Origin of the sequence: Streptomyces sp. NPDC056128 (assembly GCF_042263835.1) — a bacterium.
Classification (GTDB): Bacteria; Actinomycetota; Actinomycetes; order Streptomycetales; family Streptomycetaceae; genus Streptomyces.
On sequence record NZ_JBHJVQ010000022.1, the window covers coordinates 1 to 12,287 of the forward strand.

Sequence of the window (12,287 nt, forward strand, 5' to 3'; positions counted from 1 at the left end):
TCCTTGCGGAGGGGCCTCGCTCGCATCTACAGGTCAGCGTCAGCGCCAGCTGTGCGGGGCGCGGAAGCCCGGCTCGCGTTCCAGGCGGCGCCAGCCCGCGCGGACGCGGCCGCCGCCGTGGGTCGGGGGGATCTCGGCGGGGCGGGCGGCGGCGCGGGCGAGGAGGAGGGCCGTGATGGCGGCGACCTCCTCGGGCTCGGCGTGGCCCTTCTCGACGCGGATGTCGGGAGTGGACATGGCGGTGGCTCCTCGGGTCACTGCGGCGGGTTGCCGTGCTTGCGGGAGGGCAGGTCGGCGTGCTTGGTGTGGAGCATCGCCAGGGACTGGACGAGCACCTCGCGGGTCTCGGCGGGGTCGATGACGTCGTCGACCAGACCGCGCTCGGCCGCGTAGTAAGGGTGCATCAGCTCGGCCTTGTACTCCTTGACCATGCGGGCCCGCATGGCCTCGGGGTCCTCGGCACCGGCGATCTGACGGCGGAAGATGACGCCCGCGGCACCTTCCGCGCCCATGACGGCGATCTCGTTGGTCGGCCAGGCGTAGGTGAGGTCGGCGCCGATGGACTGGCTGTCCATGACGATGTAAGCACCTCCGTACGCCTTGCGCAGGATGAGCGAGATCCGGGGCACGGTCGCGTTGCAGTACGCGTAGAGCAGCTTGGCGCCGTGGCGGATGATGCCGCCGTGCTCCTGGTCGACGCCGGGCAGGAAGCCGGGTACGTCCAGAAGGGTGATGATCGGGATGTTGAAGGCGTCGCACATCTGGACGAAGCGGGCGGCCTTCTCGGAGGCCTCGATGTCCAGGACGCCGGCCAGGGCCTGCGGCTGGTTGGCGACGATGCCCACGACCTGCCCGTCGAGGCGGGCCAGGGCGCAGATGATGTTGCGGGCCCAGCGCTCGTGGACCTCCAGGTACTCGCCCTCGTCGACGATCTCCTCGATCACCTTGGTCATGTCGTACGGACGGTTGCCGTCCGCCGGGACCAGGTCGAGCAGGACGTCCGAGCGGCGGTCCACCGGGTCCGAGGACTCGGAACGCGGCGGGTTCTCGCGGTTGTTCTGCGGGAGGAGGGAGAGGAGGTAGCGGACCTCGCCCAGGCACGTCTCCTCGTCGTCGTAGGCGAAGTGGGCGACACCGCTGGTCTCGGCGTGCACGTCCGCGCCGCCCAGGCCGTTCTGGGTGATCTCCTCGCCGGTGACGGCCTTGACCACGTCCGGGCCGGTGATGAACATCTGCGAGGTGTCCCGGACCATGAACACGAAGTCGGTGAGGGCGGGGCTGTAGGCCGCGCCGCCCGCGCACGGGCCGAGCATCACGCTGATCTGCGGGATGACGCCGGAGGCGCGGGTGTTGCGCTGGAAGATGCCGCCGTACCCGGCGAGCGCGCTGACGCCCTCCTGGATGCGGGCGCCCGCGCCGTCGTTGAGGGAGACCAGCGGGGCACCGGCCGCGATGGCCATGTCCATGATCTTGTGGATCTTCGTGGCGTGGGCCTCGCCCAGCGCGCCGCCGAAGATGCGGAAGTCGTGGGCGTAGACGAAGACCGTGCGGCCCTCCACCGTGCCCCAGCCGGTGACGACACCGTCCGTGTACGGCTTCTTCTCCTCCAGGCCGAACCCGGTCGCCCGGTGCCGGCGCAGCTGCTCGACCTCGCGGAAGGAGTCGGGGTCCAGGAGCAGCTCGATGCGCTCACGGGCCGTCAGCTTGCCCTTGGCGTGCTGCGCCGCCGTAGCCTTCTCGCTCGGTCCGGCCAGCGCCTGCGCACGGATCTCGTGCAGTTCGGCCACTCGCCCACGCGCGTCCGTCGGCTCACCCGGCGCCTCATCCAAAACGGTCATGTAGCGACTCTACGAAGCCGACCGACGAATGCGAGCCGTCGACTCCGTACAGTCTCCGGCGTGTTTTCCTGGTAGCACCGAACAGAACCCCTGCGCCATGCAGCCGTTTCGACTGCTCAGAGGGCCTCTCCCTTGTAGGGGTCGCACAAAGCCGTCAGCTGAGAGCCACCTCACATTCATGGGTGGTACATACCACCCCTGGAGTGACGCGGAGGCGCAGACGGCGGCCCGTGGCCAGGATCTCGACCATCTCGTCGGACCGCACCGCGGCCCGTACCGGGTGGTCCCAGACGATCTCCAGGGGCTCCCCGGAGCGCGGCGGTTCGCTCACGCAGAGGGTAGCGGTACGGCCCTTGCGGCGGACCAGCACACTGGCCCCGGCCGTGGCGGTGAGCGGGCCCACTGCGCCGGCCCGCCAGAAGTTCGCCGCGGTGAGGCCGAGCGAGGGGACGGCGACCGCCTGCTGCCGGTCGTCGTTGGCGAGGACCCGCACCCTGCGGCGGTCGGCGGCGCGGCGGGCGACCGCGCCCCTGGAGGCGCCGGGCATGAGGACGTAGACGTAGTCGGCGTCGGAGGGGTCGGTGCCGTGGTCCAGCCAGAGGGTCTGCCAGCGGCGGGTGCGGCGCTCGGTGGTGCTGGTGGTGTTGATGTCGGACCAGGCGCCGGTGCGATCCTCGCGCAGGGTCCGCAGGCCGCCCCCGGGCACGATCCAGCCGCCGTGGCCCTCCAGGTGGGCCCAGTCCCGGCCCCGCACGAGGGCCTGGGTGCCGCCCTCGCCGAGGTTGCGGTTGTCGACGACCGTCTCGACCGGGACCCCGTCCGTACAGGTGATGCCGGCGCCGAGGCAGACCACCTCGTCGTCGAGGAAGAACCAGGACTTGCGGGCCTCCAGGGTCGAGCCGAGGCCCTTGAGGTGCTGGCCCACGGCCGCGTACGCGCCGTCGGTGGTGCCGCCGACCCAGCGCACGTCGGGTTTGGGAGCGCCCCACTCGCCGCCCGCCCGGTCGGCCAGGCGCTTGGTGGAGACGGTGGTGCCGGGCAGCCGGTACCAGTCGACGGTCGGCCAGAACCAGTCTGTGTACTGGTCGGAGGGCCTCCCGTTCGCCCACCAGCTGAGCATGCCCGCGCCGGTGTGCCAGCCGCGCGGGTTCTCGCCGTTGCCGCACTCGTAGTACGAGATGCGGTCACTGGCCATCGCGAGGCCCGCGGTGAAGGCGGGGCGGCGGTGGACGGCGCGGTCCATGGCCGCGAAGAGCCGGTGCCCGGTGGGCTCGGGCGCGGCCTCGACGGGGGCGGCGGCGATCGCGTGCAGCCGGGCCAGGTCGGCGACCGGGAACTGGGGTGCCGTGAGGACCGGAGTGACGGTGTCCCGTTCGATCCAGCCCTTGATCCGCGCGTACCAGCGGTCGCGCTCGGCCCCGCTCGCGCCGCCCGCGAGGACGGCCATGGCGGCGATGATCTGCTGGCCGTGGAAGTGGTCGCTGCGCATGACGTGCAGGTCGTCGCCGGCCAGGTAACCCCGGCTGATGGCACGGCCGTTGACGGCGTCCATCACCAGTCCGTCGTGGATGAGGGGGGCGTAGGCGTGCTCGACGCTGTCGAGGACGATCTGTCTGCCGGGGTCGGTCACCTCCCACTGCGAGCCGGCGAGCAGGGTGAACAGCCGGCCGAGGCCGTCCAGCATGACCTGGCCGTACGTGCCCGAGTAGGCGACCCAGGTGTGCTGCACGAACGAGCCGTCGGCGTAGAGGCCGTCGCCCTTGGTGACGTAGGGGAAGACCGGCGAGAGGGCGTCGCGGGCCAGGGCGATCTTGTCGGGCGCGCGGCCCAGGATGCCGCGCAGGGCGACGGAGCGGCAGAGGTCGACGCGGTTGGCGCCGGTGGAGGTGCCGGAGTAGTCGCGGAGCATCGCGTCGGGGATGAAGTGGTCCACGGCGGCGCAGGCGGCGGCGACCCGGTCGGCGCCCAAGTGGTCGTACAGGGCGGCCGTGATGTCCGTCAGGAGGCGCGGGCTGCCGATCTGCCACTCCCACCAGTTGCCGTAGCGGGTGGTGCCGGGGTGGTAGACGGTGGCCGACAGGTGGTCGAGGCCGCGCAGGATGTCGGCGAGGAGCGCGGGGTCGCCGGTGGAGCCGGTGCCCTGCTGCACGTACGCCTCGGTCATCGTCCACAGGCGGCCGTAGGCGAACGTGATGCCGGCGGGCGGGTCGAAGGGGTGGCCGGGCCACAGGGAGGTGGGGGTCGGCGCCATGGTGGCGCGGTGGTCGCGGGCGCGTTCGCCGGTCTCCGCCAGGCGGGATGCGTACGGCTCGGCGGCCGGGTCGTAGCCGGTGCCGAGGGCGATGTCGAGCCAGCGTCGGCGGAGGGTGTCGTAGGGGTCGGCGGCCGCCGCGGCGGGCGTTCCCCCGAGAGCGGGGGGCAGCGCGGCGGCCACGGCGGCCGTCAGGAGGAGGGAGCGGCGGGTCGGTCCGGCGCCGGTGCGGGGGACGTGCGGCCACGTGGAGGTCATGCTCATGACCCTTCCCCGTCGTCCAGGGCGCTACGTCTTCGCGGCCGTCCGGGTGAACATGCGGCGACACGCCGCCCACATCCGTTGAATGTTGAACGGAATAGGGCTAGAGTCGGCACCGTTGAATTGGTTGAACATTCAACATCAAGCGTCCAGACCCCCCGGAGGACATCATGACCAGCACCCCCGACCTCGCCACCCTGACCGGCGAGTACACGATCGACCCCGCCCACACCACGATCGGCTTCACCGCGCGCCACGCGATGGTCACCAACGTCAAGGGCAAGTTTCTCGACTTCAGCGGCACGCTACACCTGGACGGCGGCGACCCGAGCCGCTCCACGGCGTCCCTGGACGTCACGATGGACAGCATCGACACGGGGTCCCCGGACCGCGACGGCCACCTGAAGAGCTCGGACTTCTTCAAGACGGACGAGTTCCCGACGATGACCTTCCGCTCCACCGGTGCGGAGTCCCTCGGCGGCGACGACTACCGCATCACGGGCGACCTCACGATCCTCGGCACCACCAAGCCGCTCGCCATCGAGCTGGAGTTCAACGGCGCGGCCAAGGACCCCTTCGGCAACGAGCGCGTCGGCTTCGAGGGCAAGGCCGAGATCAAGCGCTCGGAGTGGGGGCTCACCTGGAACGCGACCCTGGAGACGGGTGGCGTCCTGGTCTCCGACAAGATCAAGCTGAACTTCGACATCTCGGCGATCAAGCAGGGCTGAGGTCCACGTCGGCGGCGGCCCGGAGGCGGACACGCCGGCCGGGCCAGCCGATCGTCCGGTAGATCGCGTTGTACTGGGCGACGGAACGGTCCGCCGGCATCAGATCACCGTCGTCCTCGGGGCCCCGGACCGACGTGGTGTGCCCGTCGGCGACGACGACCAGGTCGTACCCCCGGCTCAGGGCCTGCCGTGCCGTGGTGTCCACGCAGATCTCGGTGGCGAACCCGGTCACGATCACCTCGGTGACGCCGAGCCGCTGCAGCAGCGCGTCGAGATCGGTGTCCAGGAAGCTGTCCGGGGTCGTCTTGTCGACGACCGGCTCGCCTTCGCGCGGTGCCAGCTCGGGCACGACCCGCCAGCCCTCGGTGCCGAACACCATGTCCTCGTCCCGCTGCCGGACCGTCACCACCGGCACCCCGGCGGCGCGGGCCCGCTCGCCGAGGCCCGCGATCGCGGCGACCGTCTCGGCGGCCCGGTGCGCCATGGCGACCGTGGCGTTCTGCATGTCGATCACGAGGAGTGCGCTGCGGGTCGGCATGGGCTCACCGTAGCGACGCGGGACCGCCGGCCGCCTCCGCATTTCCCAGCAGCTCCCGCACCCGGTCCAGGGCATGGCCGAACGGGTCCGGGAAGACCCCCACGCCGTGTGCGACCAGCGCGCCCTCGTGCAGCAGCATCAGCGTGCGCGCCAGCCGGTCCGCCCCGGCCGCGTCGATCTCCCGGGCGAGGCCGGTGAAGAGGTCGAGCATCCACCGCTTCTGCCCGGTGATGACCGGATACGCCGGGTGGGACGGGTCGCTGATCTCGGCGTGCGCGTTGATCATGCTGCACCCTTTGGCGCCGTACTCCCCCGCCCACGCGCGCGACGCCTCGAAGACCGCCAGGACCCGTGCGTCCGGCCCCTGTCCCGCGACCGCTTCGAGGCGGCCGGCGAGGAGTTCCCGCCAGCGCTCGTCACGACCGGCCAGGTACTCCACGACGATCTGCTCCTTCGAGCCGAACCGGTCGTAGAGCGTCTTCTTGGTGACCCCCGCCTCGGCGGCGATGAGGTCCACGCCCACGGCGTGGATGCCGCGCTCGTAGAACAGCCGCTCGGCCGCCTCCAGGACACGTCGCGCACCGGGTGTCATGCGGACGCGGTGCGGCTTCTTCTGCACAGGCTCCATGCCAAGAAGTATACAGATCTGTATAGTGGGCACCCAAGACGAGTAAACCGATCTGTCTACTCATCGAGATGGGAAGGTGGGTTCCTCGTGAACGCCCTGCTCTCGATCGCGTTCGTCCTGTGCTGGAGCTCCGGTTTCATCGGCGCCAAGCTCGGCGCCGGGACCGCGGACGCGACGACGCTCCTGATGTGGCGCTTCGTGCCGCTCGCCCTGGTCCTGATCGCTGTCGCGGCCGTCTCACGCGAGGCGTGGCGCGGGCTGACGCGCCGGGAGGCCGGCCGGCAGGTCGCGGTCGGCGCCCTGTCGCAGAGCGGCTACCTGCTCAGCGTCTACTACGCCATCCAGCTCGGTGTCTCCAGCGGCACCACCGCCCTGATCGACGGCGTGCAGCCGCTGGTCGCCGGCGCGCTCGCCGGTCCCCTGCTGCGGCAGTACGTCTCGCGCCGGCAGTGGCTCGGACTGTGGCTGGGGCTGGCCGGTGTCGCCACGGTGACGACGGCCGATGCCGCGGCGGCCGGTGCGGACGTGCCGTGGTGGGCGTACTTCGTGCCCTTCCTCGGCATGCTGTCGCTGGTGGCGGCCACCTTCCTGGAGGGCCGGTCGCGGGCCGCGGTCGCGCCCCGGGCCGCGCTGACGATCCACTGCGTGACCAGCGCCGTGCTCTTCTCCGGCCTGGCCGTCGGCGCCGGGGCCGCCGCGCCGCCCGCCGACTCGTCCTTCTGGCTGGCGACGGCGTGGCTCGTGGTGCTGCCGACGTTCGGCGGCTACGGGCTGTACTGGCTGATCATGCGCCGGTCCGGTGTCACCGAGGTGAACACCCTGATGTTCCTCATGGCACCGGTCACCGCCGTGTGGGGCGCCCTGATGTTCGGCGAGCACTTCGGGCCGCAGACGGCCGTGGGTCTGGCGGTCGGCCTCGCGGCGGTGGTCGTCGTGCGGCGCGGGGCGAAACCCTCACGGGCGGCGCGGGTGGAACGGGCCGAGGAGACCGACGTGACACATCGGGACGCGGGCCGCGCGAACGTGCGGGTGGCCTCCCGGTGACCACGGTCTCCCGCTCAGAATCCGCCGCCGAAGTCCCCGCCGCCGAATCCGCCGCCTCCGCCGAAGTCGCCGAACCCGCCCCCGAAGTCGCCGGAGTCGAAGTCGCCGCCGGAGACGTCGCCGCCCTCGTGGCCGCCGAAGTCGCCGTAGCCGTCGCCGTATCCGGCGCCGTAGGCCGGGCCGGCCATCATGCTGCCCAGCATGGTGCCGACCAGCAGGCCGGGCAGGATGCCGGCGCCGAAGTAGCCGCCCGCCCAGGGGCCGTACGCCGGGCCCGCGTCCCAGTAGGGGCGGCGGCCCTGGTCGGTGTCCACCTCGCGGACCATCGGGTCCAGGCCGTCGGACAACCGGGCCTGGTCGGCCGCGCAGACCGGCACCTCGCGGGTGGCGCTGCCCGGCGGGGTCCAGGTGGCGTCGGCGACGGACGGGCCGTGGCGCGGATCGAAGAAACAGGGCGGGCGGCGGTCGGGCAGCGGCCGGCCCTCACGGCGGGCGGCGAGCCGCGCCAGCGAGAAGCGGCCGTCCTCCAGCGACTGGGTGACCGCCCGCACGTCCTCGGGTTTGCGGGCGTTGCCCATGAACGTCTTGGCCTGCTCGTACGCGTCGAGGCCCTGTTCGTAGTCCGTGCGCATCGCGTCGTCGGCGCCCGGTTCCCCAGGGTGGAAGTCCAGGCGGTCCAGCTCCTCGCCGAACGCCGTGATGTCCTCGTCGACCACCACCCGCAGCCGCTCCAGGGCCTGTCGCTGCTCCTCCTCGCGGCGCAGCCGGTTGCGCCGGGCGATCGCGTAGGCGCCCGCGCCGCCGGCCGCGACGACCGCGCCCGCGGTGATCAGGGCGCCGGTCGGCACGGTGGCGCCGCCGGAGTCCCAGGAGGAGGGGGACGAGCCGCGCACGCTGCGCAGCGCGTCGTCGACGAAGTCGTTGAGCTGGGCCTTGGTGTCGCCCGCGCCCTGCGCCGCCGTGACCAGGTTGTTCACGCCCTGGCGGCTCAGCACGCTGCTGTCGGCGCGGGCGTCGAACTCGTCGCCGAGGCGAACGCCGTACAGGCCGGTGATGCCGGTCTCGGTGCGCAGGTTCTGGAAGAGGTTGTCCGTCGGGTAGTCGGCCGGGAGGACCGCCACGAAGACCGGTTCGCCCGCGTCCTCGATCTTGTCGGCGAGCGCGTCGGCGTCCGCGTCGGAGAGCAGGCCGGAGGCGGCCGGGTCGACGTACACGGGACTCTCGCGCAGGGCCGCCCCGATCTCGGAGACGTCGGTGGCGGCCTGCGCGCCGGGCGCACCGGCCATCAGCACCGCCAGCGCGGCGATGACCGGCGCGATCAGGAGGCGTAGGAGGACTTGAACGCGAACGCCCTTCATACCTCGAAAGTACCCGAACACACCTCAATCAGACATAAGTGCGGGTCGGAAATTCGCGGCGGGAGACCGGGTCACGCCGCGGGCGTCACCCCGGCCCGCAGCAGCCCGTACGTGTACGCGTCCTCCAGGGCCTGCCACGAGGCCGCGATGACGTTCTCCGCGACGCCCACCGTGGCCCACTCCCCCGTGCCGTCGCTGGTGGAGATGAGGACCCTGGTCGTGGACTGGGTGCCGTGCACGCCCTCCAGGATGCGGACCTTGTAGTCGACCAGGTCCAGCTTGGCCAACTCCGGGTAGAGCTTCTCCAGCGCCACGCGCAGGGACCGGTCCAGGGCGTTGACCGGGCCGTTGCCCTCGGCGGTGGCGACGATGCGCTCGCCCTTGGCCCAGAGCTTGACCGTGGCCTCGTTGGCGTGGGTGCCGTCGGGGCGGTCCTCGGTGATCGCGCGCCAGGACTCGACCTCGAAGTACTTGAGCGGCCTGCCCTCGGCCTCGGCGCGCAGCAGCAGTTCGAAGCTGGCGTCGGCGGCCTCGTACGTGTAGCCGGCCAGCTCGCGCTCCTTGACCCGCTCGACGACCCGGCCGACCAGTTCGCGGTCGCCGCCGAGGTCGACGCCGAGTTCCTTGCCCTTCAGCTCGATGGAGGCGCGGCCGGCCATGTCGGAGACCAGCATCCGCATGGTGTTGCCGACCAGCTCGGGGTCGATGTGCTGGTAGAGGTCGGGGTCGACCTTGATCGCGGAGGCGTGCAGGCCGGCCTTGTGCGCGAAGGCGGAGACACCGACGTAGGGCTGGTGGGTGGAGGGGGTGAGGTTCACGACCTCGGCGATGGCGTGCGAGATCCGGGTCATCTCGCGCAGCCGGCCCTCGGGCAGCACCTGCTTGCCGTACTTCAGCTCCAGCGCGGCCACGACCGGGAACAGGTTGGCGTTGCCGACGCGCTCGCCGTAGCCGTTGGCCGTGCACTGGACGTGGGTCGCGCCCGCGTCGACGGCGGCCAGGGTGTTGGCGACGGCGCAGCCGGTGTCGTCCTGGGCGTGGATGCCGAGCCGGGCGCCGGTGTCGGCCAGCACCGTGGCGACCACGGCCTGGATCTGCGCCGGGAGCATGCCGCCGTTGGTGTCGCAGAGGATGACGACGTCGGCGCCCGCCTCGGAGGCGGTGCGGACGACCGCCTTCGCGTACTCGGGGTTGGCGCGGTAGCCGTCGAAGAAGTGCTCGCAGTCGACGAAGACCCGGCGGCCCTGGGCCTTCAGGTGGGAGACGGTGTCGGCCACCATCGCCAGGTTCTCGTCCAGCGTGGTGCGCAGGGCCAGCTCCACGTGCCGGTCGTGGGACTTGGCGACCAGGGTGATCACCTGAGCGCCGGACTCCAGGAGCGCCCTGACCTGGTGGTCCTCGGCGGCGGTCGCGCCCGGACGGCGGGTGGCGCCGAAGGCCACCAACTGGGCGTGCCGGAAGTCGATCTCCTGCTGGGCGCGGGCGAAGAACTCGGTGTCGCGCGGGTTGGCGCCGGGCCAGCCGCCCTCGATGAAGCCCACACCGAAGTCGTCCAGGTGCCGTGCGATGGCCAGCTTGTCCGCGACCGTGAGGTTGATGCCCTCGCGCTGCGCGCCGTCGCGCAGGGTGGTGTCGAAGACGTGGAACGAATCGTCTAGTTCGCTGGGTGCGGTCATGATCTGAAGGCTCCTGTATGGGATCTCGGTCTACCGGAATGACCGGTTCCACCGTCCGTCTATGATCCCTCGCGCTCTCTTCCCGGCTTGGGGTGGGCCAGGAAAACGAAAAACCCCTCGCGGGTGCGAGAGGTCTGCGCGCGGGTCGAGGACGACGGTGTCCGCCCGTACCTGGTCGTACGTGGCGGTCACTGCGGACCGGCGCGCCTGCTGCCAATAATCATGGCGAACGAGAGCACGGGGGCAGTCTGGCACATTCCGTCCATCCGCTCACCGGGCGTCTCAGGATGCGAGCAGGCCAGCTCAGACGTCCGTGAAGAGGCCGTCCGTCAGGAACTCCCGGACATGGGCGAGTACCTGCGCCCGGTCCGTCCCCCGCAGGCCGATCGCCACGTGGATGGCGAGGCCGTCGAGGAGGGCCCGCAGCCGGGACGCGAACCGGTCGGGGTCGACGCGGCGGAACTCGCCGCGGGAGACGCCCTCGGCGAGCAGGGCGACCAGGTCGCGGTGCCAGGCGCCCTCGATGGCGGCCTGCCGGTCGCGGGCGTCGTCCTCGGCGTTCTGCGAGCGGTTCCACACCTCCAGCCACAGCGTCCAGTGCGGGTCGCGGTGGCCGTCGGGGACGTAGAGGTCGACGTACTCCTGGAGGCGTTCGCGGGCGGTGCCGGGCCGGGTGAGCAGCCGGCCGCGTTCGACGCCCAGGCGGCCCTCGCTCCACTCCAGGGTGCGCAGCAGCAGTTCGTCCTTGGAGTGGAAGTAGTACAGGAGGTGGCCGCTGCTCATGCCGACCTCGCGGCCGAGCGCCGCCATGGTCAGCTTCTCCAGGCCGCGCTCGGCGATCATCTCCATGGCGGCGGCGAGCACGTCCTCACGCGGCGGCGCCTGTCTGCGCCCACCACCGGCCATGTCCTGCTCCTAGATCCTCTAGATCCTCGGCTGCTGCTGCGTGATGCAGTGGATGCCCCCGCCCCCCGCGAAGATCGTACGCGCGTCCACCAGGGTCACCGTCCGCCGAGGGTGCAGGCGGCGGAAGATGCCGGCCGCGATCTCGTCGCGCGGGTCGTCGAAGGCGCACAGGACGACGCCGCCGTTGCACAGGTAGTGGTTGATGTAGGAGTAGTCGGCCCAGTGGCCGTCGGCCTCCAGGACGGTCGGGGCGGGCACCTCGACGACCTCCAGGCGGCGTCCCCGGGCGTCGGTGGCCGCGCGCAGGACGCCGATGGCCTCCTTGGTCACCTCGTGGTCGGGGTGGGCCGGGTCCGGCTGGTGGTGGGCGACGACGACGCCCGGCGCGGCGAAGGCGGCGACGATGTCGACGTGGCCGAGGGTGCCGAAACCGTTCGGCGGGTAGTCGCCGGTGAGGCCGCGCGGCAGCCAGATCGCCCTGCTGGTGCCGAGGTGCGCGTGGATCTCCGCCTCGACCCGCTCCTTGGTCCAGCCGGGGTTGCGTTCGGGCCCGAGCTGCACGGTCTCGGTGAGCAGCACAGTGCCCTCGCCGTCGACGTGGATGCCGCCGCCCTCGTTGACGAGCGGCGAGGTGTACGTCCGGGCGCCCGCGAGGTCGGCGACGTGCGCGCCGATCTTCGCGTCGTGCTCCCAGCGGGCCCACTCCTGCGCGCCCCAGCCGTTGAAGGTCCAGTCGACGGCGGCCAGCCCGTCCGGTCCGGTGAGGAAGGTGGGGCCGATGTCCCGCATCCAGGCGTCGTCCAGCTCCCGTTCGACGGTGTCGATGCCGTCGCCGAGCAGCGCCCGCGCCTCGGCGGACCGGCCCGGACCGCACACCACCGTCACCGGTTCGAAGCGGCGCACCGCGCGGGCGACACCGGCCCAGGCGATGTGCGCGGCGGCCAGGTCGCCGGGGTCCTCGAAGGTGGGGTTGGGGCCCGGCCACGCCATCCAGGTGCGTTCGTGCGGGGCCCACTCGGCGGGCATGCGGAAGCCGTCGGCGGCAGGGGTCATGGCGGG

Annotated in this window: 11 protein-coding genes; 2 read left to right on the forward strand and 9 right to left on the reverse strand. The window is 71.9% G+C overall.

Annotated features, from left to right (window positions below; all coding sequences use genetic code 11):
• Positions 1 to 39 precede the first annotated feature (39 nt).
• From ACFC1X_RS29370 to ACFC1X_RS29380, 3 genes are all read right to left on the reverse strand, one after another.
• Positions 40 to 237, reverse strand: a complete 198-nt coding sequence (locus ACFC1X_RS29370; protein ID WP_064729996.1) for an acyl-CoA carboxylase epsilon subunit — start codon at positions 235 to 237, stop codon at positions 40 to 42.
• Between the two features lie 17 nt (positions 238 to 254).
• Positions 255 to 1,838: an acyl-CoA carboxylase subunit beta gene (locus ACFC1X_RS29375; RefSeq protein ID WP_376359055.1), complete on the reverse strand. Its 1,584-nt coding sequence runs from the start codon at positions 1,836 to 1,838 to the stop codon at positions 255 to 257.
• A gap of 154 nt (positions 1,839 to 1,992) precedes the next feature.
• A complete protein-coding gene (locus ACFC1X_RS29380; protein WP_376359058.1) occupies positions 1,993 to 4,347 on the reverse strand; it encodes a polysaccharide lyase 8 family protein in 2,355 nt (784 codons plus the stop codon).
• A gap of 173 nt (positions 4,348 to 4,520) precedes the next feature.
• On the opposite strand from ACFC1X_RS29380, the gene ACFC1X_RS29385 reads away from it, so the two are divergent.
• Complete coding sequence (locus tag ACFC1X_RS29385) at positions 4,521 to 5,078, forward strand: YceI family protein (protein ID WP_376359061.1); 558 nt, start codon at positions 4,521 to 4,523, stop codon at positions 5,076 to 5,078.
• On the opposite strand, the gene ACFC1X_RS29390 is transcribed toward ACFC1X_RS29385, so the two are convergent.
• Positions 5,065 to 5,616, reverse strand: coding sequence for a cysteine hydrolase family protein (locus tag ACFC1X_RS29390; protein ID WP_376359064.1), 552 nt, complete (start codon positions 5,614 to 5,616; stop codon positions 5,065 to 5,067). The two genes, ACFC1X_RS29385 and ACFC1X_RS29390, sit on opposite strands and share 14 nt — an antisense overlap.
• 4 nt (positions 5,617 to 5,620) lie before the next feature.
• A complete protein-coding gene (locus tag ACFC1X_RS29395; RefSeq protein WP_376359067.1) occupies positions 5,621 to 6,244 on the reverse strand; it encodes a TetR/AcrR family transcriptional regulator in 624 nt (207 codons plus the stop codon).
• Positions 6,245 to 6,331: 87 nt separating this feature from the next.
• Between ACFC1X_RS29395 and ACFC1X_RS29400 the strand changes: the two genes are divergently transcribed.
• On the forward strand, positions 6,332 to 7,288 hold the full coding sequence (locus tag ACFC1X_RS29400; protein ID WP_376359070.1) for a DMT family transporter: 957 nt from the start codon (positions 6,332 to 6,334) through the stop codon (positions 7,286 to 7,288).
• Between the two features lie 14 nt (positions 7,289 to 7,302).
• On the opposite strand, the gene ACFC1X_RS29405 is transcribed toward ACFC1X_RS29400, so the two are convergent.
• The 4 genes from ACFC1X_RS29405 to ACFC1X_RS29420 all read right to left on the reverse strand — a co-directional run bounded on the left by ACFC1X_RS29405 (position 7,303) and on the right by ACFC1X_RS29420 (position 12,281).
• A complete protein-coding gene (locus tag ACFC1X_RS29405) occupies positions 7,303 to 8,646 on the reverse strand; it encodes a hypothetical protein (protein WP_376359073.1) in 1,344 nt (447 codons plus the stop codon).
• A gap of 71 nt (positions 8,647 to 8,717) precedes the next feature.
• On the reverse strand, positions 8,718 to 10,322 hold the full coding sequence (gene cimA, locus ACFC1X_RS29410) for a citramalate synthase (protein ID WP_376359076.1): 1,605 nt from the start codon (positions 10,320 to 10,322) through the stop codon (positions 8,718 to 8,720).
• A 303-nt stretch (positions 10,323 to 10,625) separates the two neighbouring features.
• Complete coding sequence (locus ACFC1X_RS29415) at positions 10,626 to 11,228, reverse strand: TetR/AcrR family transcriptional regulator (RefSeq protein WP_376359079.1); 603 nt, start codon at positions 11,226 to 11,228, stop codon at positions 10,626 to 10,628.
• 18 nt (positions 11,229 to 11,246) lie between these two features.
• Entirely contained in the window at positions 11,247 to 12,281 is a 1,035-nt protein-coding gene (locus ACFC1X_RS29420) for an agmatine/peptidylarginine deiminase (RefSeq protein WP_376359081.1), read from the reverse strand.
• Positions 12,282 to 12,287 lie beyond the last annotated feature (6 nt).

Bases quoted from the DNA above. Each gene is read 5' to 3' on its own strand.
- ACFC1X_RS29370 (WP_064729996.1), bottom strand. From the start codon at position 237: ATGTCCACTCCCGACATCCGCGTCGAGAAGGGCCACGCCGAGCCCGAG.
- ACFC1X_RS29375 (WP_376359055.1), bottom strand. From the start codon at position 1,838: ATGACCGTTTTGGATGAGGCGCCGGGTGAGCCGACGGACGCGCGTGGG.
- ACFC1X_RS29380 (WP_376359058.1), bottom strand. From the start codon at position 4,347: ATGACCTCCACGTGGCCGCACGTCCCCCGCACCGGCGCCGGACCGACC.
- ACFC1X_RS29385 (WP_376359061.1), top strand. From the start codon at position 4,521: ATGACCAGCACCCCCGACCTCGCCACCCTGACCGGCGAGTACACGATC.
- ACFC1X_RS29390 (WP_376359064.1), bottom strand. From the start codon at position 5,616: ATGCCGACCCGCAGCGCACTCCTCGTGATCGACATGCAGAACGCCACG.
- ACFC1X_RS29395 (WP_376359067.1), bottom strand. From the start codon at position 6,244: ATGGAGCCTGTGCAGAAGAAGCCGCACCGCGTCCGCATGACACCCGGT.
- ACFC1X_RS29405 (WP_376359073.1), bottom strand. From the start codon at position 8,646: ATGAAGGGCGTTCGCGTTCAAGTCCTCCTACGCCTCCTGATCGCGCCG.
- cimA (WP_376359076.1), bottom strand. From the start codon at position 10,322: ATGACCGCACCCAGCGAACTAGACGATTCGTTCCACGTCTTCGACACC.
- ACFC1X_RS29415 (WP_376359079.1), bottom strand. From the start codon at position 11,228: ATGGCCGGTGGTGGGCGCAGACAGGCGCCGCCGCGTGAGGACGTGCTC.
- ACFC1X_RS29420 (WP_376359081.1), bottom strand. From the start codon at position 12,281: ATGACCCCTGCCGCCGACGGCTTCCGCATGCCCGCCGAGTGGGCCCCG.